This window comes from Bacillus sp. FSL E2-0195, assembly GCF_038003645.1.
Classification (GTDB): Bacteria; Bacillota; Bacilli; order Bacillales; family Bacillaceae_G; genus Bacillus_A; species Bacillus_A mycoides.
This window is the reverse complement of the sequence record NZ_JBBOPN010000001.1, coordinates 4,129,268-4,152,743: the sequence shown is the minus strand read 5'-3', so window position 1 is coordinate 4,152,743 and position 23,476 is coordinate 4,129,268. Positions and strand designations below refer to the sequence as shown.

Sequence of the window (23,476 nt, the reverse complement as noted above, 5' to 3'; positions counted from 1 at the left end):
TAAAGTTTCGCTTTATGGATGATTAGAAAATTTCCTGCATCTAAAGTACAAAAGTGAAAATAAAGTTTGTGTATACAGTTGTTTTTGTGGGACTTTACAAAACTTTTACAAATAATTAAAACCGAATTAATAGTTTAGCAGTATTCTTATATCTGTAATCCTGTTATTTCCGGTTACTTCTAGGAGGAAGAACACGTGAAATGGATGAGCGCATCGATTAAAGTTTTGACATTATCGACATGTTTCCTTTGTTTTAATATGTCTACTGCATTCGCTACAAATGAAATGGGAGAAGTGAGAGTTGATGGATCCTCAACGGTTTTCCCCATTATAGAGGCAGTAGCAGAGGAATATACAAAGGCCCATCCAAACGTGAAAATTTCTATTAGTATTTCTGGGACAGGGGGAGGATTTAATCGTTTCAGTAAAGGAGAAGTAGATATAAACAATGCTTCGAGATTGATGAAACCGGTAGAAGAAAATGCAATGCAGAAAAAATTCATTCAATTTACACCATTTGAGGTTGCTTATGACGGTCTAACGATTGTTGTGAATCGTCAAAATACGTGGGTAAACAATATGACGATAGACGAGTTACGTCTATTATGGAGTGAAAATGGAAGATTGAAACGATGGTCACAAATTCATTCATCATGGCCTCGTGAACAAGTTAAATTTTATGCGCCAGGCGTAGACTCTGGTACTTATGATTATTTCCAAAATGTTGTCTTACAAAATAATCGCCTTGTAAAAACGGTTTCTTTGTCTGAAGACGATCAAGTTATTATGCAAGGGGTAATGAATGATAAAAATGCCATTGCTTTTGTAGGATATGCTTATTATATGGCCAATCGAGATAAGGTAAAAGCAATACAGGTGGATGGTGTATTTCCAACGAAAGAGACCATTCAGTCGGGTACGTATAAGCCATTATCTAGGCCGCTATTTACGTATGTGAATCATGCATCTATCAGAAATAAAATTAATGTAGCAAATTATGTTGAGTTTATGATTAAGCATGTTGGAAGCCTTGCTGAAGAGGTCGGATATGTAAAATTACCAAAAGAAAAATATAATGAACAGCTGCGAATGTTAACAGAAATAAAAAGGTAATGTCAGGGTGGAAAGGGGTTTTCATCTTTGGCTCATAATGACAAAAGTCAAATTACATTTTCTGTACAACATTTGATTGAGAGAAATACAAATAGAAGAAAAAAAACGCAGCGAATCAATCGAATTGTTCCGTTAATACTAAAAGCCATTGCTAGCGTGTCCATTGTAACGACACTTGGAATTATTATTACGTTGGCAAATGAAACAATCATGTTTTTTCAAAAGATATCATTGTATTCTTTTTTGACAGAGAAGGAATGGTTACCTTTTTTTGAAGATCCAAAATTCGGTATATTACCACTTATATGTGGAACAATCCTTGTAACAGCAATTGCCATGTTCGTAGCAATTCCTATTGGTTTAGGTTGTGCCGTGTTTTTAAGCGAATACGCTTCGAATGGCGCTCGGAAAATATTAAAACCGTTGTTAGAGCTACTAGCAGGCATCCCGACAATTGTATATGGTTTTTTCGCGTTAACAGTTGTCACACCACTTTTACAACGGGTTATACCAGATTTGCAGTTTTTTAATGCTATTAGTCCAGGTATTGTTATAGGGTTTATGATGATACCGACGATTGCGTCTCTCTCTGAAGATGCGATGAGAGCTGTAGCGAAAGGAATTAAAGAAGCCTCATTAGCGCTAGGAGCAACTCGTTTTGAGATGGTAAAACAAGTGGTGTTTCCATCGGCTTTTACGGGCATAATGGCAGCGATTATATTAGCAGCTTCCAGGGCAATTGGTGAAACGATGATTGTTGTTATTGCAGCTGGATCAACACCTAATGTATCGATAGATCCGACTCATTCTATTCAAACATTAACAGCCTATATTGTACAAGTGAGTTTAGGTGATGCTCCGCACGGAACGATTACTTATTACAGCATGTATGCTGTAGGTGCAACGTTATTTATGTTTACTTTTATTATGAATATCATTTCGCAATATATTATGCGCCGTTTTAGGAGGGTGACATAATATGCGAATGTTAAACCATAAGAACATACAAGAAAATATGGCATCTCGTTTTTTAAAGGATCGGATTTACAAGTGTTTGTTTTATATAGCAATTTTGTTTTCAGTAGTAATACTTTTTATATTGCTTTTTCAAATTTTTGAAAAAGGTATAAGTTATCTTTCAATAGATTTCTTTACAAACTTCGCCTCACGTAATCCGAGAGAAGCTGGGATTGTCGCTGCTTTGTCAGGGACAATACTATTTATGAGCATTGTTATACCAGTCTCTTTTATATTTGGAGTCGGAACAGCTCTTTATTTAGAGCATTATGCGAAGGAGTCCGTTTTTAAAAAGTTAATTGAATTAAATAATCAAACATTAGCAGGGGTACCTTCCGTTGTGTTTGGTTTACTCGGGTTAACTATTTTCGTATACGCTCTCCATTTGGGAGAGAGCATAATGGCAGCGGCACTGACGATGAGTTTACTCGTCTTACCAACTGTTGTTGTAGCTAGTCAAGAAGCGATTAGAACTGTGCCGAGCTCATTACTAGAGGCTTCTTACGGATTAGGTGCTACGAAATGGCAAACGATGTATCGAATTGTATTGCCAGTCGCTTTGCCAGGGATTGTAACGGGATGTACGTTAGCGGTATCGAGAGCAATTGGTGAGGCAGCACCATTATTAGTTATTGGGGCCCTTGCCTTTGCAAATTATGTTCCGTTCAGTATGTTTGATAGATTTACGGTTTTACCAATTCAAATTTTTAATTGGATGAGTAGACCACAAGAAGAATTTCAGTATGTAGCAGCAGCTGGGATGATTGTTTTGCTAGGATTGTTGCTCTTTATAAATATATTTGTCTTATGGTTACGAAATCGAAAATAAGTTGGAAGTGGATGAAAGGGGAATTCAAATGGTAGCAACAGTAGTAAATGTACAGGTGAAAAATGAGAAAAAGATTGAGACAGCACCAAAAAAAATAGTATTTGATACGAAAAATTTAAATTTATGGTACGGAGAAGACCATGCTTTAAAAGATATCAACTTAAGTATTCATGAGAATGAAGTAACAGCGATTATCGGTCCGAGTGGTTGTGGGAAATCAACATACTTAAAAACGCTAAATCGTATGGTAGAGTTAGTGCCTATCGTTCGAACTACGGGCGTTATCGAATATAGAGAACGAAACATATTTGATAAATCATATCCGGTTGAAGAATTACGTACGCATGTGGGTATGGTGTTCCAAAAGCCAAATCCATTCCCAAAATCTATTTATGAAAATGTAGCATATGGTCCGAAAATCCATGGTGTTCGTGACAAAAAAACACTTGATGAAATTGTTGAAAATAGCTTGCGCGGCGCAGCTATTTGGGATGAGTTAAAAGATCGTTTGCATGATAATGCATACGGTTTATCTGGTGGTCAGCAACAACGTCTATGCATTGCACGCTGCTTAGCGATTGAGCCAGACGTAATTTTAATGGATGAGCCAACATCGGCGCTAGATCCAATTTCAACATCAAAAGTAGAAGAATTAATTCAGGAGTTAAAGAAAGATTTTAGTATTGTTATCGTAACGCACAACATGCAACAAGCAGCACGAATTTCAGATAAAACTGCTTTCTTCTTAAGTGGAGAAGTTGTGGAATATACAGATACGAACAAATTATTTACAACACCTGCAGATAAGCGTACAGAAGACTACATTACAGGACGATTTGGTTGATATCGCTAGCAAGGCTAAGAGTAAATGCCCTCTTAACAGAGGGCATTTCTCATTTTCACCTCATTTTAAATAGGGGAGTAATATTTCTCTTTTCTCAAGGCTTAATAAACATACAAGAGGCTGGGGAGGGGATTTATATAAAAGGGCACATAATATTGAGGGGGAAGAAACAATGGTAAGAGAACAGTTTCAATGTGATTTAAAAACGTTACAGCAAAAGGTGATCGAGCTTGGTGAGTTAGCAAGTGGAGCTTTATTGATTGCTATGGAAGGTCTTCACAACAGGGATGTAGAGAAAGCGTTAGAAGTCATTGATGGGGATTATCGCATGGATAATTTAGAAGAGGAAATAAATGACCTTGCGCTTATGCTTATTACAAAGCAGCAGCCTGTAGCAAGTGATTTAAGAAGAATTTTCATTTCAATTAAAACAGCGACAGATTTAGAACGTATTGCAGACCATGCTGTTAATATTGCGAAATCAACAATTCGTCTTGGTGAAAAAGAAGTGGTTGTTAGTTTGCATAATCTTGAGGAAATGTTTGAGATTGCTCATAAGATGTTAAATTTAGCATTAGAAGCATATGAGCAAGAAAATTTAACTTTTGCTAAACAAATTGCTGAAATGGATGATTCAGTTGATGAAATTTATGGGAAGGCGATTCGTGAATTTATTTCATCTATCCCTGGACAACCAGAAGCGATTACACAAATTACACAACTATCCTTTGTTGCAAGATATATTGAGCGTGTAGCAGACCATGTTACAAATATTGCCGAGAATGTATTTTATGTAGTAAAAGGAAAGCATTATTTATTGAATGAGTAGGGGGAAAAGTAGGTGATGAGAAATCACCTGCTTTTTTTAGTCAAAACATGACAAAAAAAGCTCGTTGTTTCCTTTAGTCTATGATGATAAGATGTATCATAATTAATGGGAAAATAAGTACATATATGTTAGTTACGTCTTATTAATTATTTTACCAAGTTAATGGTAAGCGCTTTCTTTTTGACGGGAGTTAAAAGGTACATTTATTTATAAAGTGAGGCTTTAATTAGTGGGGCTGTCTCTCGCTGATTGTTAGAGCATATCAAACCGGACTTTTACTGCAGTTAATGTGGGGTAAATGATATACGGAGTTCTTGAACATTATATAAGTGGAGGCTGAAGTATATGAAGGGGGTTATTTTAGCTGGAGGAAAAGGGAGACGCCTTAGACCATTAACATGTAATACTCCAAAACCGATGTTACCATTGTTAGAAAAACCAGTTCTTGAATATAATATTGAATTATTACGTCAGCATGGTATTCGTGAAATTGCAATTACAGTTCAATATATGAGTACTGCCATTAAGCAATACTTTGGTGATGGTAGTAAGTGGGGAGTTAACTTGTATTATTTTGAAGATTCTCCTCCGCTTGGAACAGCAGGGAGTATTAAGCAAGCGGAAAGTTTTTTAGATGAAACATTTGTTGTTATTAGTGGGGATGCACTAACTGACTTTCAATTATCAGAAGGAATTGCATTTCATGAACAGAAGAAGAGAATGGTAACGATGTTTGTGAAAGAAGTAGAAAACCCACTTTCATTTGGGTTAGTTGTAATGAATAAAGAACAAGAAATTATACGATATATAGAAAAGCCGAGCTGGAATGAGGTAGTTTCTAATATTGTGAATACAGGTATTTATATAATGGAGCCAGAAATCTTTTCTTACATACCATCCATGGAATTTTCGGATTTCAGTCATGATGTGTTTCCGTTATTGGCAAATAAAAATGCTTTATTTGCATATTTATCAGAAGACTATTGGCTAGATATTGGTACATTTGATCAATATCGGCAAGCTCAATTCGATTTGTTGACGAAAAAATTGAAGGTGCCTATTCCATATACAGAAGTATTACCAATGGTGTGGATGGGAGAAGGTGTAACGATAGGAAAAGGGACGAAAATTCATGGTCCTTCTTTTATTGGGGGAGGAGCAATGATTGGTGCAGGGGCTGTAATTGAACCGTACTCTATTATCGGGAAAAATAGTATCGTTTCAAGTTATTCTCATCTTCAAAAAAGCATCATTTTTGCAAACTCTCATATAGGGAAAAATTGTGAGTTGTTAGAAACAACAATAGGAGATCATACAATGGTCGAAGATGATGTTACACTTTTTCAAAAAAGTATTGTAGCGGATCATTGTCATATAGGGAAAAGTACAGTAATTAAGCAAAAAGGAAAAATATGGCCATATAAGGAGATAGATAGTCATTCGATAGTAGGTTCTGCCGGTGTTAAAGAGAGTGAAAAGAGTGCAGGATGGTTACAAAAAAGCCGGATTGTAGGAAGGGGTAATGTTGAAATTACTCCTCAATTTATTGTGAAAGTTGCAATGGCTTATGGATCTCTTTTTGCTAAAGGAGAGAGTATATTGATTGGAAGTCAGGAAAATATAGAAACAACTTCCTTTAAAAATTTATTCCTCCATGCCATTCATGGCAGCGGGATTCATACGATGGAATGTAAAGAAATGAATGAATCGCTTTTTCAGTATGCCATTCATAATTTGCAATGTGCAGGTGGAGTTTTCGTTCAAGTGGAAAGCGAAAGAGGAATTGTTATACAACTGTATGGCAAGGAGGGCTCGTTTTTAACGTATAAGCAGCAAAAAGCGATAGAACAAGTATATATGTCTGAGTCGTTTTATTACGCTTCTGAGAAAGAAATGGGGCGAAATAAGCTAGTTCACGTTTCTGTAAATAATTATGTAGAAGCTGTGTTAGAGCGTATTGATATTAAAACGATACAAAAACAGAAGTTTCATCTTCTTATTAATAAGAGAAATGATATGTTACAACATTTACTTATGATCTTTCTACAAAGGCTTGGATGCACAGTTACATGGATTTACGCGAGTGAACAAAAAGATCATGTGAAAGCTCTGATGAAATCGAGTAAAGCAAATATGGCGCTTATGTTTTCTGAATACGGAAATCGCTTCGAATTATATGACACTCACAGTAATATTTACCAAGGAACTGATTTTGAAGAAGTAGATATTCCAGATTTATTACTCGAATCAGCAGATAATGTTTACCCAATGTCTTTGAAATTAGGGGAATGTTATCTCCTCTTTTATATGCATAACGAAAAAAACTCTTTTCAATTAAGATGGAAACGAGATATTTTATATCGAATTGGAAAATTATTCGAATTAATAGCGTTGCAAGGAAAAACATTACTTAGCATAGCAGAGCAATCACCGCCACTGTATCTACTTTATGATGAAGTTGTATGTTCATGGAAGGAAAAAGGGAAAGTAATGAGGAAATTATTGGCCGATATGGAAAGAAAAGAAGAAGGTATATTTGAAGGGATACAGTTCAAATATACCGAAAAAGAGTGGTCTTATATCGTTTCTGATACAAAACAACCAAAAATTTTGGTGTATTCACATGCTAGAAACCCAGTAATAGCAAGGGAAAATATGAAAAATCTTATAGAAAAAATTAGACAATATCAAAAGGTGTAGAATTTTTATTTTAAAAGTGGTATTATAGTATAGTCTGATTTAAGTTATTAGTGACTGGAGGGAAATAAGAATGCGTGTGAATATTACTCTAGCATGTACAGAATGCGGAGATCGTAACTATATCTCAAAGAAAAATAAACGTAACAACGCTGAGCGTATCGAGCTTAAAAAGTATTGCAAGCGTGACAAGAAGTCTACGTTACACCGTGAAACAAAGTAAGCAGTGGGAATATTTTCCTACTGTTTCTTTTTTTTATGCGATTCCTACGTAAAAGTGATACACTATCTTCGTAGAGTAAAGTGTCACTGCAAGGGGGAAAAGTGTGTGAAAGAAGAGAAAATACGTTTACGCAAACAAATAATAGAACACATGAATTCTTTATCTGAAGAACAGTATACAACTTTATCGGAACAAATTGCAGTTTCGGTGTATGGACAAAAAGAGTGGGTTGAAGCTAAAACAATTGGAATCACTCTCTCGATGGAGCATGAAGTGAATACATATCCGATTATCGAAAAAGCTTGGGAAGAAGGAAAGAAAATTGTTGTTCCGAAGTGTAATAAAGGGACAAGAACGATGTCTTTTCGACAAATTAGTAATTTAAATCAATTAGAAACAGTATATATGAATTTACGTGAACCGATTCCAGCACTTACGGAAGAAGTGAATGCGTGTGAAATTGATCTTCTTATCGTGCCAGGAGTAGCTTATACACGCCGAGGAGAACGGATTGGATATGGCGGTGGCTACTATGATCGTTATCTCGTGCACTATAAAGGGAAAACGCTATCATTAGCTTATGATTTTCAAATTGTAAAACATATTCCGGTAGAGCCATTTGATAAAAATGTAGAAAAAATTATTACAGAAAAAGGAACAATGGTTATAAATGGGCTTGTATAGACAAATAAAAATTGACGAGACTTTTTCTTCTTGATTATAATAAAATATGTGAACGTTTTCTTATTATAATTTTTTTATAGTAAGTGAGCATAAAGGGTGATGAAATGATATCCATTTATGATATTCAGCAATTGCTAAAGAAATTTGGCACGATTATTTATACGGGTGATCGAATCGCTGATTTACAATTAATGCAAGATGAATTGCGTGAATTAAATCAATCACAGCTAATCGATCCACAAGACTATCAAACAGCTTTATTTTTGTTGAAGCAAGAAATTCAAAAAGAGATAAATAAGAAATAGATAAAGGTAGGTACGTAACATGGAAGAGAAATGGTTAGTTGGTGTTGACCTTGGTGGTACAACGATTAAATTAGCATTTATTAATGTGTACGGTGAAATTTTACATAAGTGGGAAATCCCTACGAATACAAATGAACAAGGAAAACATATTACACTTGATGTAGCGAAAGCTATTGATAAAAAGTTAGAAGAATTAGGTGAATTAAAAAGTAAGCTAATTGGTATTGGTATGGGAGCTCCTGGTCCTGTACATGTGGCATCTGGAATGATTTATGAAGCGGTTAATTTAGGATGGAAAAACTATCCGTTAAAAGATTTACTAGAAGTAGAAACGGGATTACCTGTTGTTATTGATAATGATGCAAACTTAGCGGCGCTTGGTGAAATGTGGAAAGGTGCCGGTGAAGGAGCAAAAGATTTAATTTGTATGACACTTGGCACTGGTGTTGGTGGTGGTGTTATCGCCAATGGTGAGATTGTACATGGTATAAGCGGTGCTGCTGGTGAGATTGGACATATTACGGTTGTTACAGAGAACGCTTTTCCATGTAATTGCGGGAAGTCGGGTTGTTTAGAAACGGTAGCCTCTGCAACAGGTATTGTGCGTGTTGCTATGCAACAAATACAAGAGACAGCTAAAGAAAGTGTTTTACGTTCTATGTTAGCAGAAGAAGGGCTTATTACATCAAAAGATGTGTTTGAAGCGCTTGGACAAGGTGACGAACTAGCAGGTGAAGTAGTGGAAAAAGTAGCTTCTTATTTAGGATTAGCTGTAGCGAACCTTGCTAGTACGTTGAACCCAGAGAAAATCGTAATTGGTGGTGGCGTATCTAAAGCTGGAGACGCACTATTAGAGCCAATTCAACGTTATTTCGAGCAATATGCTTTCTCTCGTGCTGTAAAGAGCACAAAGTTAGCAATTGCAATACTTGGTAATGATGCAGGTGTAATTGGAGGAGCGTGGCTTGTAAAAAAGCACAAATACGAGGCGAAGATGATATAAGTTGTGAATAATGAAAAGAGGAAGGGGCCCCCTTCCTCTTTTTATGCAAGATCTTGTTGGAGAATAAAAATGTAAATGGATTAAGCTGTTGGTGGGTACCCATTATATAGAACAGTCATGATTGTAAACCATCCGAAAACAAGTACGGTTGCAATAGCGAAGCCGCCCGCGAATAAGTTTTTTTCGCGAAGTGTTCTAAGCGTAGCAAATACAGCTAACAGAGTGACTAGCGTAAAAATAATAACAAGGCCCATACAATATCCTCCTCTGTCTACTCATTCCTTAGAATGAGTTTTTAGAATATTTACTCTTTTATATTGTACATGTTTTAAAAATGATTGTCGAGATAACACGCCTTCTTTTCCTAAGAGAAAGAAATGTTGTATCATTAAAAGTAAATTAAATAACTGGAGGAGATTTTCATATGAAATGGATACAAATGCCTTTAGGCCCATTACAAACAAATGCTTATATTTTAACGAATGATCAAAATGAGTGTATTATTTTTGATCCTGGTCATGAAGGAGAGAAACTTGTTACATATTTACAGGAAGCGCAGTTAAAGCCACTTGCGGTTTTATTAACACATGCTCACTTTGATCATATTGGTGCTGTTGATGCCGTGAGAGACGCTTTTCATATTCCGGTATACGTACACAAAGAAGAAGCGGATTGGTTAGGAGATGCAACTGTGAATGGCTCGCAAATTTTTATGATGAACCGCAGTATTACAGCGAAACCAGCAGATCATATTATCGATGCAGAGGGTACATTAACGATTGGTTCTTTTAGTTTTGAAATTTTTGAGACACCAGGACATTCTCCAGGAAGTATTTCTTATTACAGTAAAGCAGCGAATGCTGTATTTTCTGGTGATGTATTATTCCAAATGAGCATCGGAAGAACAGATTTGCCTGGCGGAAGCTTTGCTGAATTAATTGGAAGTATTGAAGAGAAGCTATTTGTATTACCAGATGAAACAGCAGTGCTATGTGGACACGGTCCAGAAACAAGTATTGGATTTGAAAAAGAAAATAATCCATTTTTACAATAAGGAGTCATTATGGGGATGGAGCTCATTTTAAGAGAATGGATGGAAAAAGAAAAGGATCATTCGATTTCATATAGTACGTATATGAACCTCGCATTATATGCAGAGGGACATGGGTATTATATGAGAGAACGTGAAAAAATTGGCAGACGGGGAGATTTTTTTACGAGTAGCAATGTATCCTCTGTATTTGCGAAGACTTTTGCTAAGTTTTTTATTCGGCTTGTTGAAAAGGGAGAAGTTTCTCCAAATATTTGTGAGATTGGTGGGGGAACAGGAAAGTTTGCCTATGATGTTTTACAAGAATGGAAACAATTATCTCCGGAAACCTTTATCAATTTAAACTATTCAATTATTGAAGTGAGCCCTTTTCATAGAAGATTGCAGCAGGAGAGGCTTTGCTCAGTTGATAATGTATCCTATTATACATCTTATATTGAAATGGGAGAGTCTTTCGAAGGAATTATTTTTTCGAATGAATTATTTGATTCGTTTCCTGTTGAAATAGTTGAGAAAAGAAATGGAATTTTGTATGAAGTACGTATCACGTATACAGATGAGGGGAACCTTACAGAAATATTTAGACCGATTGAGAAAAGAATCGGTCGTTACTTATTGAAATATAACATTCATATTGCGGAGGGACAGCGCTTTGAAGTGCCTATTGCAATGGAAGAGTATATAGAAGAGATTACGAAATGGTTTCAGAAAGGTATATGTATTACAGTTGATTATGGATATACAAAAGAAGAATGGATGCATCCTGCACATCAAGAAGGAAGTTTACGAGGATACTATCAGCATGAGCTAATACGGAATCCTCTAGAGCATCCAGGTGAAATGGATCTTACGACTCATATTCATTGGGATGAGCTGAAGGAGATTTTTAGCCTCCAAGGAATGGGTGCAGTATGGCATAAGAAGCAATCTGAATTTTTGTTAGCGGCAGGAATATTAGAACAGCTTACGAGTCATCAAGATACGAATCCATTTTCTGAAACTCAAAAACGAAATCGAGCAGTTCGTTCTATGATTTTGAACGGAGGCTTAGGAAGTGCTTTTGATGTTGTTATACATACGAAAGATATGAAGAATTTACATTTGAATCAATATTTAACAATATGAAAAAAAACAAGACACAGTATAATTCTGTGTCTTGTTTTTTAATACGACTTATGTAGTATTATATATTTCCTCTCATGATATATATTTATATTAAAGATATGAGATGAAAAATATAGAATACGTTCTTTTTCTCCGTCTATTAGTCCCTAACCTAATAATACGCGAACGAGTTGAATAATTGTTTCATTTTCTACTTTGTAGTAAATTTCTAATCCTTTTCTTTCACTAGAAACGATTTTAGCACTTTTTAACTTTGCTAAATGCTGTGAAATTGTAGATTGTGGCATGTTTAAGCCTGTGTACATTGTAGAAACATTGCTTGGGCCACGTTCAATTAATCCTTTTACAATACATAAGCGAACAGGATGAGCAAGCACTTTCAATAATTCTGCATTGCTTTCATATAGTTCTATTTCTTTTTGAAAGGTTTCTAACATGTTCTTTTCCACCTCCGTGTGAGCTGTTATACCATACTATACATACCAAAAATTTAAAGAAAAGAAAATAGTTGTTGCAGAAAAAGAGTCCTAAAGTAAAGAAATTGTAAGAAAAGAGACCCTGATGTAAATAAAATAGATAAATTAGCACAGTTTTGTAAAATGACATTTTTGGGTGAAAATTTTGATGCGTTTCAAAAATTGAAAGATATAGATATATTCGTAACACAATTTTATCATGATTTTCTTATTCTTTCAAATGAATATACAAAATTTTTAAAATAATATGACAAAGGAATTATAATGTTATATATAGAATATAAAACAGGTTAAAAGAAGTTGATTATAATCAGCTTCTTTATAATGGTGATAATGAAATATTTGAGTGTAGCTGATAAATCTTAGAATGATCAAACCATTAGTCATTTATTCTAGAGTTAATCTTGTATCAATTTTAAAAATCTGTGATTCCATATATTCTCATAAAAATTAATTGTCTCTTTTGCGGACATAAATGGATTATTTAATGTAGAGGTTGTTTTCTGTACCATGAAGTTTTTGTATCCTAGTCCATGGGCAAATTTAATCGTAGCATCCATACAGTACTCTGTTTGGGCACCACAAAATTCAATATGATGTACAGATAATTGGTCTAAAATCTCTTTTAAGTTCGTTTTATAAAATGAATTTGCATGTGTTTTTCTTACAAAAAAATCTTGTTCTTGAACATCTAGATCGGTATGAATAGCCCAAAGTTCTTTTTCGGGTACCAAATCATCATCACAATGTTGAACAAAAATGATTGGTTTATTTGATTTTCTGTATGAAGAAATTCTTTTATTTACTTTTGTAAGTAAATTTTGTAAATCGAATAAATGCTCTTCGCTATAACATACCCCATTTTGTAAATCGATAACGATTAAAATATCTGCACAAGTATCCATTATTTTTACCCCTTTTTTATTTCTTAATATATCAATTAATCCATTACTTGGAAATAGATAATGCATTTTTATTTTTTTATGGACTATAACAGAAAGAGAAACATTAAAATGAATATGCTAGACAGCATAAAAAGAAGATATAAAAACTTGATTTCATATCTTCTTTTCTCTCTATGCATTAATAGGTTCTTCGACATAAGAAAGAGCATTTTCGAAATCGGATATTAAATCGTTAACATTTTCAAGACCAACCGATAAACGAAGTAATGAATTGGAAATCCCTCTTTCATCACGTGCTTCCTGTGATAAAGCTGCATGTGACATTTTTGCTGGATATGAAAGAATAGATTCAACAGCTCCTAGACTAACCGCAAAAACGGGTAGTTTAACTTTTGATAAAAATTGGCGCAGTGCATCTTCGGATTGTAAGGTGAAAGATAAAACAGCCCCAGCTGATGTTGCTTGAGTTTGTTGAATACTATAGCCAAGATGTGATTGTAATCCAGGGTAATAGACATTTTGAACTTTAGAGTGCTCTTGTAAATAATGTGCGATTTTGTTGGCACCTGCAGCTGAATGTTCGAGACGTACATGCAATGTTTTAATGCCGCGAAGCACGAGAGAACAATCTTGCGGTCCTAAAATAGCGCCGAATGCATTTTGTAAAAATCCAAGTTTTTGAGCGAGTTCGGCATCTTTTACAACTGCTAATCCGGCAGTAACATCACTATGACCGGCAATGAATTTTGTGGCACTATGAAGAACGACATCGGCGCCAAGGTCAAGTGGCTTCTGGAATAGTGGTGTCAAAAATGTATTATCAACAAATGTAAGAGCACCAATAGATTTTGCGAGTTTAGAAACCTCGCGAATATCTGTCACTTTTAAAAGTGGGTTAGATGGTGTTTCTACATAAAAGAGCTTCGTATTCGGTTTGATATTTTGTTTTATTGCCTCTAAATTGGTCATATCAACAAATGTATGTGAAACACCGTAACGAGAGAGAACTTCAGTTATAATTCGGTAAGTGCCTCCATATACATCTTCTGAAATAAGAACATGGTCACCTTGTGAAAGAAGGAGAAATGCAGTAGAAATGGCTGCAATGCCTGATGCAAAGGCAAATCCTTTTGTCCCGCCTTCTAATAAAGCAATGATATCTTCAAGAGCTTCACGTGTTGGATTTCCAGATCTACTATAGTCATACTTTCCAAAAGCATCTACATCAAACTGATGGAATGTTGATGTGTTATAGATGGGAACGTTAACAGCTCCTGTGTGTGAGTCATGCTTGTATTGATTATGCAGTAAAAGCGTATCTATGGAATAACTCATATTCTTACACCTTCTTTTACAAGTTTAATTGCTTGCTTTAAGTCTTGAATTAAGTCGTTGCTATTTTCGATGCCGACTGAAAAACGGAGAAGACGATTACAAACACCACGTGCTGTTCGAACATCTTCTGGAATGTCGGCATGAGTTTGCGTTGCTGGATAAGTCATTAAACTTTCGACACCGCCAAGACTTTCAGCAAATGTAATTAAGGATAAAGATTGTAAGAAAGGATTAATCCAAGTTTCATCTTGAAGGCGAAATGAAATCATACCACCTCTTCCTGGATAAAATACATCTGTCACACCATCTTCATCATTTAAATAAGCAACAATTGCATGAGCGTTTTCTTCATGCTGTTTCATGCGAAGTGCTAAAGTCTTCATGCCTCGAATTAATAGCCATGAATCAAACGGGCTTAAGACAGCACCAGAGGCATTATGATAATGAGCAAGCTCCTCGCAAAGAGATTTCCCTTTCGCAACGACAAGTCCGCTTAGTACATCGTTATGACCGCCTAAATATTTAGTTGCGCTATGAAGGACGATGTTCGCACCTTCTGTTAATGGTTGCTGTATATAAGGTGTATAGAACGTGTTATCTACAATAAGAAGTAGTCCGTGCCTTTTCGCTACACTTGCTACACTTACGATATCAGTTACTTGCATTAATGGATTAGTCGATGTTTCTATGAAAATAGCCTTCGTTTGAGATGTGATTGCTTGCTCAATTTGTTTAATAGATTGTGTATCTACGTATCTACATCGAATATTCCACTTGTCTTCATGTTCGGAAAATAGACGATATGTTCCCCCGTATAAGTCTTCAGATACGATAAGCTCATCTCCGGAACGGAATAGTGAAAGGACAAGGAGAACAGCCGCCATTCCTGAACTACAGGCATACCCTTGCTCACCGCTTTCTAAGTCTGCAATTGCCTGTTCTAAAAGACCGCGAGTCGGATTTCCAGTTCTTGAATAGTCAAAGCCAGTAGATTTACCAATTCCTTCGTGACGATAAGCAGTTGAGAAATAAACAGGTGGATTAACAGTTCCTGTTGTAGTTTCGCTACGGTTCCCAATTTGTGCTAGTTTTGTTTCGATTGTTGACATGTGAAAATTCCCCCTTTTTAAAGTGAACGACTAAGTGAAAATAAAAAAAGCCTTCTAAGAAGAAGGCTTTCGGATTGAATAGAGTCTTCTTCTCATCTGTCAAATCTTTCACAATTTGCTGGAATTAGCACCTTATTAACGAATGAATGTTAATGGTTGCTGAGGCGTCAAAGGGCCAGTCCCTCTACCTCTCTAGATAAGAATGTTCGTATGAAATTTTATTATGGTTTTAACTTTACAACAAAAGATAATTGAATTGCAACTTTATTTTAAATAATTTTTATTTTTCCGCAAGTGTCATTGACTTTTATTTTAGTGCGTGCTAAATTTATAAAAAATTAACAAACATTGTTAAAAGGGGAACGTATTTCCTTTTAGCTACATAAATAAAATAATAAAGACAAACTCTTATTGAGAGCGGTGGAGGGAAAGGCCCTGTGAAACCCGGCAACCTTCAAACTAAATGTTTGAAACGGTGCTAAAACCTGCAAAACGTGTGTTTTGCATAATAAGAGGAGGAACAATTATGTCCCCCTCTTCAAAGTGAAGAGGGGGTTTTTATATTGATAGAAATGAGGGAGATTCGTGAAATTACTAGATTTATTATCAAAAGGAATTGTAATAGGTGATGGTGCGGTTGGAACGTTATTACATTCGCATGGTTTACAAAGTAGTTTTGAAGAATTGAATTTGTCTGATCCGGACTTAATTATATCGATCCATAAACAATATGTAGCTGCTGGAGCGGATGTTATTCAAACGAATACGTATGGTGCGAATGAAGCGAAACTCCGCATGTATGGTCTAGAGAATCAAGTTGTCCAAATTAATAAAGCGGCAGTGAATATTGCGAAAGCATCAGTAACAGATCGGAATGCAATTTTAGGGACAATTGGAGGTATGAAACATATTGGTGCTGTTACAACGACTGATATAGAGCGAGAATTTATGTTACTTGAGCAGGCAGGTGCTTTACTAGAAGAACAGGTTGATGGATTACTATTAGAAACTTTTTATGATGAATTTGAATTATTGCATGCCGTTAAAGTATTGCGTAAACAAACGAGTATTCCGATTGTTGCTCAGTTAGCGTTACATGAGGCAGGTACGACTCAAAATGGGAATGATGTCAATGAAATATTAAAACAGCTTTTGGATTACGGTGCCAATGTTGTTGGATTGAACTGTCAATTAGGGCCACTTCATATGACGGAAGCTTTCAAAATGATATCGATTCCTCAAAATGGCTATTTATCAGCATATCCGAATGCAGGTCTCCCGAATTATGTGGAAGGGCGTTACGTATATGAGGGAAGTCCAGCGTATTTTGAAGAGATGACACCGAAATTTATTGAACAAGGTATTCGTTTATTAGGTGGTTGTTGTGGTACTACCCCGGAACATATTGAAGGAATGAAACGTGCTATTGCAAATGTTGCACCTGTAATAGCAAAGGAGACGATTCAAAGGCCTAAAGTGGTCCATACACATGAGAAGCGTTCGAGAGCTCATGTTACTTTAGCAGAAAAGGCAAAGAAACAAACGACAGTTGTAGTGGAATTAGATCCACCGAAAACGTTAGACACGCAGCGTTTTTTTGAAGGGGCAAGAGCACTGAAAAGGGCTGGAGCGGATGCTATTACTCTAGCAGATAATTCATTAGCATCTCCTCGTGTTTCGAATATGGCTATGGGTGCACTATTAACGAAGCATGATATTCCAGTATTGACGCATTTAACGTGTAGAGACCATAACGTCATTGGACTACAGTCTCACTTACTTGGATTATCAGCATTAGGTATGGAGGAAGTGCTAGCTTTAACTGGTGATCCAGCGCGCGTTGGTGATTTCCCAGGTGCAACTTCTGTATATGATTTGTCATCGATAGAGCTCATTAAAATGATTAAAGAGATGAACGACGGTCGCTCTATTTTAGGGAAATCAATTGGTCCGGCAACAAGATTTTCTGTCGGAGGTGCATTCAATCCTCATGTAAGGCATTTAAAAGCAGCGGTCAAGCGAATGGAACGAAAAATTGATGCTGGTGCTGAATATTTCTTAACGCAGCCGATATATGATGTTGCTTTAATAGAAGAAGTATATGAAGCGACAAAGTATTTGGAACAACCTATCTTTATTGGAATTATGCCGTTAGTAAGTAAGCGGAACGCAGATTTTCTTCATTTTGAAGTGCCGGGTATTACTCTCCCTGAAGAGATAAGACAAAGAATGGATGGACATGAAACGAAAGAGGCAGCCATAGAGGAAGGGATTCGTATTTCACAAGAGTTGATCGATGCGGCGATGAAATACTTTAACGGTATTTATCTTATTACACCGTTTTTAAAATATGAAATTACAGAACATCTCGTGAAATATGTGAGAGAAAAGCAAGAAGTGAAAGAAGGTATTAATTGATGAAACGAATAGAAGAGAGATTACAACATGAAATTTTAATATTAGATGGTGCAATGGGAACGATGATCCAGCAAGAAGACTTAACAGCGGAAGATTTTGGAGGAGAAGAATACGAAGGTTGTAATGAATATTTAGTAAAAACAAGACCGGATGTTATTTTAAATATTCATAAAGTCTACATTGAAGCTGGAGCAGATATTATTGAAACGAATACGTTTGGTGCAACAAATATTGTATTAAGTGATTATGCATTGTCTCATTTAGATGAAGAGTTAAACGAAAGGGCAGCGCTTTTGGCGAAGCAAGCGGTTAAAGAAAGTGGGAAAGAAGTGTATGTTGCGGGAGCGATGGGACCAACGACGAAAGCGATTAGTGTTACAGGTGGTGTGACTTTTGAAGAGTTAATTGAAGCCTATACAAGGCAAGCGAGAGGACTATTAAGAGGAGAAGTTGATGTATTACTCGTTGAAACGAGTCAAGATATGCGTAATGTGAAAGCTGCGTACATTGGAATTCAATCGGCGTTTGAAGAACTAAACAAAATAGTACCTATTATGATTTCTGGAACAATTGAACCGATGGGAACGACTTTAGCGGGTCAAACGATCGAAGCCTTTTATTTATCGGTAGAGCATATGAAGCCATTATCGGTTGGATTAAACTGTGCTACTGGTCCAGAATTTATGAGGGAACATATACGTTCCCTATCTGATTTATCGGAGTGTTATATTTCGTGTTATCCAAACGCTGGTCTTCCTGATGAAGATGGGCATTATCACGAATCTCCAGCGTCACTTGCTGAAAAAGTAAAACGTTTTGCTGAAGAAGGATGGATTAATATTATTGGTGGTTGTTGTGGCACAACACCAGAACATATACGTGTAATGAAATCGGCGCTTGCCTCGATTAATCCTCGTGAGCATCATGAAAGGGTTGGACATGGAATTAGTGGACTAGAAGCGTTGCAATACGATGATTCTATGAGGCCTTTATTTGTTGGAGAAAGGACGAATGTAATTGGATCGCGTAAGTTTAAAAGATTAGTAGCAGAAGGGAAATTTGAAGAGGCTGCTGAAGTGGCAAGAGCGCAAGTGAAGAAAAATGCTCATATTATTGATATTTGTATGGCAGACCCTGATCGTGATGAAATAGAAGATATGGAAAGATTCTTGGCAGAAGTTACGAAAGTGTTAAAAGTACCGATTATGATTGATTCAACAGATGAAAATGTTATGGCGAAAGCTCTTACTTATATTCAAGGAAAAGGTGTTATCAATTCTATTAATTTAGAGGATGGAGAAGAACGTTTTGAAAAAGTGACACCCCTTCTTCGGAAATACGGTGCTGCGATAGTTGTAGGGACAATTGATGAAGATGGTATGGCAGTTAGTGCAGAAAGAAAGATAGAGATTGCTAAAAGAAGCTATGAATTACTAACGAAAAAGTATGGTATACGCCCATCTGATATTATTTTTGATGCGCTTGTGTTTCCTGTAGGAACAGGTGATGAAGAATATATAGGTTCAGCGGCAGCGACTATAGAAGGAATTCGTCTTATTAAAGAAGCGTTACCAGAATGTTTAACGATTCTAGGTGTGAGTAATATATCTTTTGGTTTACCACCAGCTGGACGTGAAGTATTAAACTCTGTCTTTCTATATCATGCAACGAAAGCAGGATTAGATTATGCGATTGTTAATACGGAAAAATTAGAACGCTATGCGTTAATTCCAGAGGAAGAAAAACGTCTTGCGGATGCATTATTATTTGAAACGACGAAAGAGACGTTAGAAAAATTTACAAACTTTTATCGTGTTGCCAAAAAGAAAGATGTCGTTATACAAGAAACGCTAACACTTGATGAACGACTGGCAAATTATATTGTAGAAGGTACGAAGCAAGGACTACAAGAAGATCTAAGTCTCGCGCTTACAGAAGGACGAAAACCTCTGGATATTATTAACGGGCCGCTTATGACAGGAATGGATGAGGTGGGGCGATTATTTAATGGTAATGAGCTTATCGTTGCTGAAGTATTGCAAAGTGCTGAAAGTATGAAAGCTGCCGTAAGTTATTTAGAGCCACATATGGAATCTAGTGAGAGTGCAAAAAAAGGGAAAGTATTATTAGCGACTGTTAAAGGAGACGTACATGATATTGGGAAAAACCTTGTTGAAATTATTTTATCAAATAACGGATATGAAATTATTAATTTAGGAATTAATGTTCGTTCGGATCGAATTGTTCAAGAAGTACAAGAAAAGAAACCTGATATTATTGGCCTTTCTGGTTTGTTAGTAAAATCAGCGCAACAAATGGTAACGACTGCTGAAGATTTAAAAGCAGCGAATATTGATATTCCAATTGTTGTAGGTGGTGCAGCACTAACGAGGAAATTTACAGATAATCGTATTTCTCCATCTTATAAAGGGCTCGTATGTTATGCAAGTGATGCAATGACAGGTCTTGATATTATTAACAAATTACAAAAAGAAGAAGAACGTGAAAAGATGAAGCGAGATAAAAAGGAACGCCATCTTCATATTGTGAAACAAGAGGAGAAAAAAATAGAAATTCCCGCAGTTATTGAGCCGTTGCCAAAAGCAACTGTTATGATACCAGATTCGACGAAACGAGTTGTATTACGGGATATTCCTGTCCTTCATCTTGCACCGTTTTTAAATAGACAAATGTTAATTGGACACCATCTTGGGTTAAAAGGAAACGTAAAAAAACTCTTGCAAGAAGGGGATAAAAGAGCACATGAGCTAAATGATTTAATTGATGAATTATTACAAGAAGGACAATCTTGGTTACGCCCAAAAGCGGTGTATCAATTTTTCCCGGCGCAAAGTGATGGACAAAATATAATTATATACGATCCGGAAGATCACACACGTATTATAGAGCGATTTGAATTTCCGAGACAAGGGAAAGCACCATACCGTACTTTAGGAGATTATATACGCCCGATTGGAGATGAGATGGATTATGTCGCTTTCTTATCTGTTACCGTTGGAGAAGGGGTTCGAGATATTGCAGAGGAATGGAAGGCGAAGGGAGATTATTTACGCAGTCATGCGATTCAGTCGTTAGCACTTGAATTAGCAGAAGGACTTGCTGAAAAAACACATATGCTCATTCGTGATCGTTGGGGAATTCCAGATTCACCTGAACTGACGATGGAAGAGAGATTCCGTACAAAATATAGAGGAATACGCGTATCATTTGGTTATCCAGCATGCCCAGAACTTGCTGATCAAGAAAAATTATTTCGCTTAATTCATCCAGAAAAAATAGGTATTTCATTAACAGAAGGATTTATGATGGAGCCAGAAGCGTCTGTAACGGCTATGGTATTTTCTCACCCTGAGGCAAGGTATTTTAGTGTACTATAGTGTAGAAGGGGGAGACGTATGAAAAAAATAGTCTTTACAGGTGGCGGTTCGGCCGGGCATGTAACACCTAATTTAGCAATTATTCCACATTTACAAAAGCAGAACTGGGATATCTCTTATATTGGTTCTCATCAAGGGATTGAGAAAACGATTATAGAAAAAGAAGGAATCCCATACCATAGTATTGCAAGCGGGAAGTTACGTCGTTATTTTGATTTGAAAAATATAAAAGATCCTTTTCTCGTGATGAAGGGTGTTATGGATGCGTACGTAACAATTCGTAAACTAAAACCGGATGTTATTTTTTCAAAAGGTGGTTTCGTATCCGTACCAGTCGTAATAGGAGGGTGGCTAAATAGGGTGCCAGTTTTATTACATGAATCTGATATGACACCTGGACTAGCAAATAAAATTGCGCTCCGTTTTGCCTCGAAAATATTTGTTACATTTGAAGAAGCAGCGAAACATTTACCGAAAGAAAAAGTAATATATACAGGATCGCCTGTACGTGAAGACGTACTAAGAGGAAATCTTGAAAAAGGTTTAAAGTTTCTAGGGTTTTCCCGGAAGAAATCAGTTATTACTGTTATGGGAGGAAGTTTAGGCGCAAAGAAAATTAATGAAACGGTTCGATCGGCACTTCTAGATCTTCTGAAAAATTATCAAATTGTGCATCTTTGCGGAAAAGGAAATCTTGATGAATCCTTACAAAATAAAGAAGGATATAGACAATTTGAATATGTACATGAAGAGTTGCCGGATATATTAGCAGCAACAGATTTTGTTATTTCACGTGCGGGATCCAACGCGATTTTTGAATTTTTAACAATGCAAAAGCCGATGGTTTTAATTCCGTTATCGAAATTTGCAAGCCGTGGAGATCAAATTTTAAATGCTGAATCCTTTAAAAGACAAGGGTATGCATCGGTATTATATGAAGAGGATGTAACGGTGAACTCACTTATAAAGCATATAGAAGAGCTATCTCATAATAATGAGACGTATAAAACAGCATTAAAAAAATATAATGGAAAAGAAGCGATTAAAACTATCATTCAACATATTTCAGAGGCATGATTAAACAATCATGTCTTTTTTAGTAGGATGAAAGATTCCAAGAATTGATATTTTTATGTTACAATAAAGTGAAATTTTAATCAGTGGGGGGTTCATCCCCACTGATTATTAGTTGAACCAATCGGGCTTTTACGGGCAGTTAATCCCACACCTAACTTCTTTGTTTTCGTTGAATTTTGAGGTGGGGGTCTTACTGCCCGTTAATGCGGGGTAACAAATGGTTAATAGGGAAATTCCAATTGATTAAGCGTGAAAATACGAATGGATTAGGAGTGACTGTGTTGGAGCTAAGTCTCTATGAAAATACTGCACTTATTATATGCTTTGTGTTGTACGTTGGTAGTGTTATTGTTTATATTTCACGGAAATTTTCACAAGAACGAGAGCTTGAAAAATCAGAAATAACAGCTGAACTAGAAATGTTAGCTGATGAAAGTTATAAAAAACAAAAAATAAAAGAAGATCATGAGGCACCCCATCATTGAAACGCAAATAAGTTCTAAGGATGGGGATTTTTTTGAAAAAATCCCATTAACGCTAAAAAAGGAGTTTCCCCATACATATTTAAGGAGTGAATATAAATGAAATTTTATATTGCTTCAGGATTTCAAAATAAACATCTTGTTCGTTTCGTATCAAGCCAGTTGAAAGAAGTGGGATGGCAGCATACATATGATTGGACGAAAAATGAAAGAGCAACCAATAGAGAACAATTGCAAAAGATTGGTGAAGAAGAACAAGAAGCGATACGAGAAGCTGATGTTTTCTTACTCATACTAGAGGGTGGGAATGGAAGTCATACAGAATTAGGGATAGCAATTGCTTTAGAAAAGAAAATTTATATATATCACAAGGGCAATGAGTTGCAAACGACATTCTACCATTTACGAGAAGTTGATATTTTCGAAGGAGAAATTGAGGGGCTTGTCTCATATATATTAAATAAAGTGGAATGTTAGACGTGGGAATGCAGCGAGAAATATTTCTTGCAAAAAAAGAGTGAAGGTTACCATTAGGCTATTTTGGGCACAGTTATTA

The 23,476-nt window shown here is 36.0% G+C and carries 22 protein-coding genes and 2 riboswitches; of the genes, 17 read left to right on the top strand and 5 right to left on the bottom strand.

Annotation, left to right across the window (positions count from 1 at the left end; translation table 11 throughout):
• The first annotated feature begins 195 nt into the window (after positions 1 to 195).
• The 10 genes from MHH59_RS21410 (at position 196) to glcK (ending at position 9,544) form a co-directional block, all read left to right on the top strand.
• On the top strand, positions 196 to 1,113 hold the full coding sequence (locus tag MHH59_RS21410) for a PstS family phosphate ABC transporter substrate-binding protein (RefSeq protein ID WP_002190684.1): 918 nt from the start codon (positions 196 to 198) through the stop codon (positions 1,111 to 1,113).
• Positions 1,114 to 1,140: 27 nt separating this feature from the next.
• A complete protein-coding gene (gene pstC, locus MHH59_RS21405) occupies positions 1,141 to 2,091 on the top strand; it encodes a phosphate ABC transporter permease subunit PstC (protein ID WP_002167664.1) in 951 nt (316 codons plus the stop codon).
• A gap of 1 nt (position 2,092) precedes the next feature.
• Positions 2,093 to 2,959, top strand: coding sequence for a phosphate ABC transporter permease PstA (pstA, locus tag MHH59_RS21400; protein WP_002167665.1), 867 nt, complete (start codon positions 2,093 to 2,095; stop codon positions 2,957 to 2,959).
• Positions 2,960 to 2,987: 28 nt separating this feature from the next.
• Positions 2,988 to 3,803: a phosphate ABC transporter ATP-binding protein gene (gene pstB, locus MHH59_RS21395; RefSeq protein WP_002088644.1), complete on the top strand. Its 816-nt coding sequence runs from the start codon at positions 2,988 to 2,990 to the stop codon at positions 3,801 to 3,803.
• A 172-nt stretch (positions 3,804 to 3,975) separates the two neighbouring features.
• Positions 3,976 to 4,632 (top strand): phosphate signaling complex protein PhoU, encoded by a 657-nt coding sequence (gene phoU, locus MHH59_RS21390; RefSeq protein ID WP_002015145.1) that lies wholly within the window; start codon positions 3,976 to 3,978, stop codon positions 4,630 to 4,632.
• 345 nt (positions 4,633 to 4,977) lie between these two features.
• A complete protein-coding gene (locus MHH59_RS21385; protein ID WP_340852295.1) occupies positions 4,978 to 7,332 on the top strand; it encodes a sugar phosphate nucleotidyltransferase in 2,355 nt (784 codons plus the stop codon).
• A 70-nt stretch (positions 7,333 to 7,402) separates the two neighbouring features.
• Entirely contained in the window at positions 7,403 to 7,552 is a 150-nt protein-coding gene (gene rpmG / locus MHH59_RS21380; RefSeq protein ID WP_001265616.1) for a 50S ribosomal protein L33, read from the top strand.
• A 105-nt stretch (positions 7,553 to 7,657) separates the two neighbouring features.
• On the top strand, positions 7,658 to 8,236 hold the full coding sequence (locus MHH59_RS21375; RefSeq protein WP_002015142.1) for a 5-formyltetrahydrofolate cyclo-ligase: 579 nt from the start codon (positions 7,658 to 7,660) through the stop codon (positions 8,234 to 8,236).
• Positions 8,237 to 8,340: 104 nt separating this feature from the next.
• Positions 8,341 to 8,541, top strand: a complete 201-nt coding sequence (locus MHH59_RS21370; RefSeq protein ID WP_002015140.1) for a YqgQ family protein — start codon at positions 8,341 to 8,343, stop codon at positions 8,539 to 8,541.
• Positions 8,542 to 8,560: 19 nt separating this feature from the next.
• Positions 8,561 to 9,544 carry a glucokinase gene (glcK, locus tag MHH59_RS21365; RefSeq protein ID WP_002015139.1) on the top strand — a complete coding sequence of 328 codons (984 nt, stop codon included), beginning with the start codon at positions 8,561 to 8,563 and terminating at the stop codon, positions 9,542 to 9,544.
• Positions 9,545 to 9,624: 80 nt separating this feature from the next.
• On the opposite strand, the gene MHH59_RS21360 is transcribed toward glcK, so the two are convergent.
• On the bottom strand, positions 9,625 to 9,798 hold the full coding sequence (locus MHH59_RS21360; RefSeq protein ID WP_002015138.1) for a DUF2759 domain-containing protein: 174 nt from the start codon (positions 9,796 to 9,798) through the stop codon (positions 9,625 to 9,627).
• 170 nt (positions 9,799 to 9,968) lie between these two features.
• Here MHH59_RS21360 and MHH59_RS21355 point away from each other — a divergent pair, with 170 nt between their 5' ends.
• Complete coding sequence (locus MHH59_RS21355) at positions 9,969 to 10,598, top strand: MBL fold metallo-hydrolase (RefSeq protein WP_002129110.1); 630 nt, start codon at positions 9,969 to 9,971, stop codon at positions 10,596 to 10,598.
• A gap of 9 nt (positions 10,599 to 10,607) precedes the next feature.
• Positions 10,608 to 11,720, top strand: a complete 1,113-nt coding sequence (locus MHH59_RS21350; RefSeq protein WP_002129109.1) for a class I SAM-dependent methyltransferase — start codon at positions 10,608 to 10,610, stop codon at positions 11,718 to 11,720.
• Between the two features lie 146 nt (positions 11,721 to 11,866).
• Here MHH59_RS21350 and MHH59_RS21345 read toward each other — a convergent pair whose 3' ends face one another.
• From MHH59_RS21345 to metI, 4 genes are all read right to left on the bottom strand, one after another.
• Positions 11,867 to 12,157 (bottom strand): ArsR/SmtB family transcription factor, encoded by a 291-nt coding sequence (locus tag MHH59_RS21345; RefSeq protein ID WP_000894375.1) that lies wholly within the window; start codon positions 12,155 to 12,157, stop codon positions 11,867 to 11,869.
• 437 nt (positions 12,158 to 12,594) lie between these two features.
• Positions 12,595 to 13,101 carry a cysteine hydrolase family protein gene (locus tag MHH59_RS21340; RefSeq protein ID WP_340852292.1) on the bottom strand — a complete coding sequence of 169 codons (507 nt, stop codon included), beginning with the start codon at positions 13,099 to 13,101 and terminating at the stop codon, positions 12,595 to 12,597.
• A 171-nt stretch (positions 13,102 to 13,272) separates the two neighbouring features.
• On the bottom strand, positions 13,273 to 14,436 hold the full coding sequence (metC, locus tag MHH59_RS21335; protein WP_002129107.1) for a cystathionine beta-lyase: 1,164 nt from the start codon (positions 14,434 to 14,436) through the stop codon (positions 13,273 to 13,275).
• A complete protein-coding gene (gene metI / locus MHH59_RS21330) occupies positions 14,433 to 15,545 on the bottom strand; it encodes a cystathionine gamma-synthase/O-acetylhomoserine thiolyase (RefSeq protein ID WP_340852290.1) in 1,113 nt (370 codons plus the stop codon). The genes metC and metI overlap by 4 nt, the downstream gene beginning before the upstream one ends.
• 89 nt (positions 15,546 to 15,634) lie before the next feature.
• A riboswitch (SAM riboswitch) is annotated at positions 15,635 to 15,748 on the bottom strand.
• A 202-nt stretch (positions 15,749 to 15,950) separates the two neighbouring features.
• Positions 15,951 to 16,060, top strand: a riboswitch (SAM riboswitch).
• Positions 16,061 to 16,130: 70 nt separating this feature from the next.
• Between metI and MHH59_RS21325 the strand changes: the two genes are divergently transcribed.
• The 5 genes from MHH59_RS21325 (at position 16,131) to MHH59_RS21305 (ending at position 23,397) form a co-directional block, all read left to right on the top strand.
• Positions 16,131 to 17,963, top strand: coding sequence for a bifunctional homocysteine S-methyltransferase/methylenetetrahydrofolate reductase (locus tag MHH59_RS21325; RefSeq protein WP_340852288.1), 1,833 nt, complete (start codon positions 16,131 to 16,133; stop codon positions 17,961 to 17,963).
• Positions 17,963 to 21,361, top strand: coding sequence for a methionine synthase (gene metH, locus MHH59_RS21320; protein WP_340852286.1), 3,399 nt, complete (start codon positions 17,963 to 17,965; stop codon positions 21,359 to 21,361). The genes MHH59_RS21325 and metH overlap by 1 nt, the downstream gene beginning before the upstream one ends.
• A gap of 18 nt (positions 21,362 to 21,379) precedes the next feature.
• Positions 21,380 to 22,438 carry an undecaprenyldiphospho-muramoylpentapeptide beta-N-acetylglucosaminyltransferase gene (locus MHH59_RS21315; RefSeq protein WP_340852284.1) on the top strand — a complete coding sequence of 353 codons (1,059 nt, stop codon included), beginning with the start codon at positions 21,380 to 21,382 and terminating at the stop codon, positions 22,436 to 22,438.
• Positions 22,439 to 22,680: 242 nt separating this feature from the next.
• A complete protein-coding gene (locus MHH59_RS21310) occupies positions 22,681 to 22,923 on the top strand; it encodes a DUF3966 domain-containing protein (protein ID WP_085960924.1) in 243 nt (80 codons plus the stop codon).
• A gap of 96 nt (positions 22,924 to 23,019) precedes the next feature.
• On the top strand, positions 23,020 to 23,397 hold the full coding sequence (locus MHH59_RS21305) for a nucleoside 2-deoxyribosyltransferase (RefSeq protein ID WP_078213473.1): 378 nt from the start codon (positions 23,020 to 23,022) through the stop codon (positions 23,395 to 23,397).
• Positions 23,398 to 23,476: the final 79 nt, after the last annotated feature.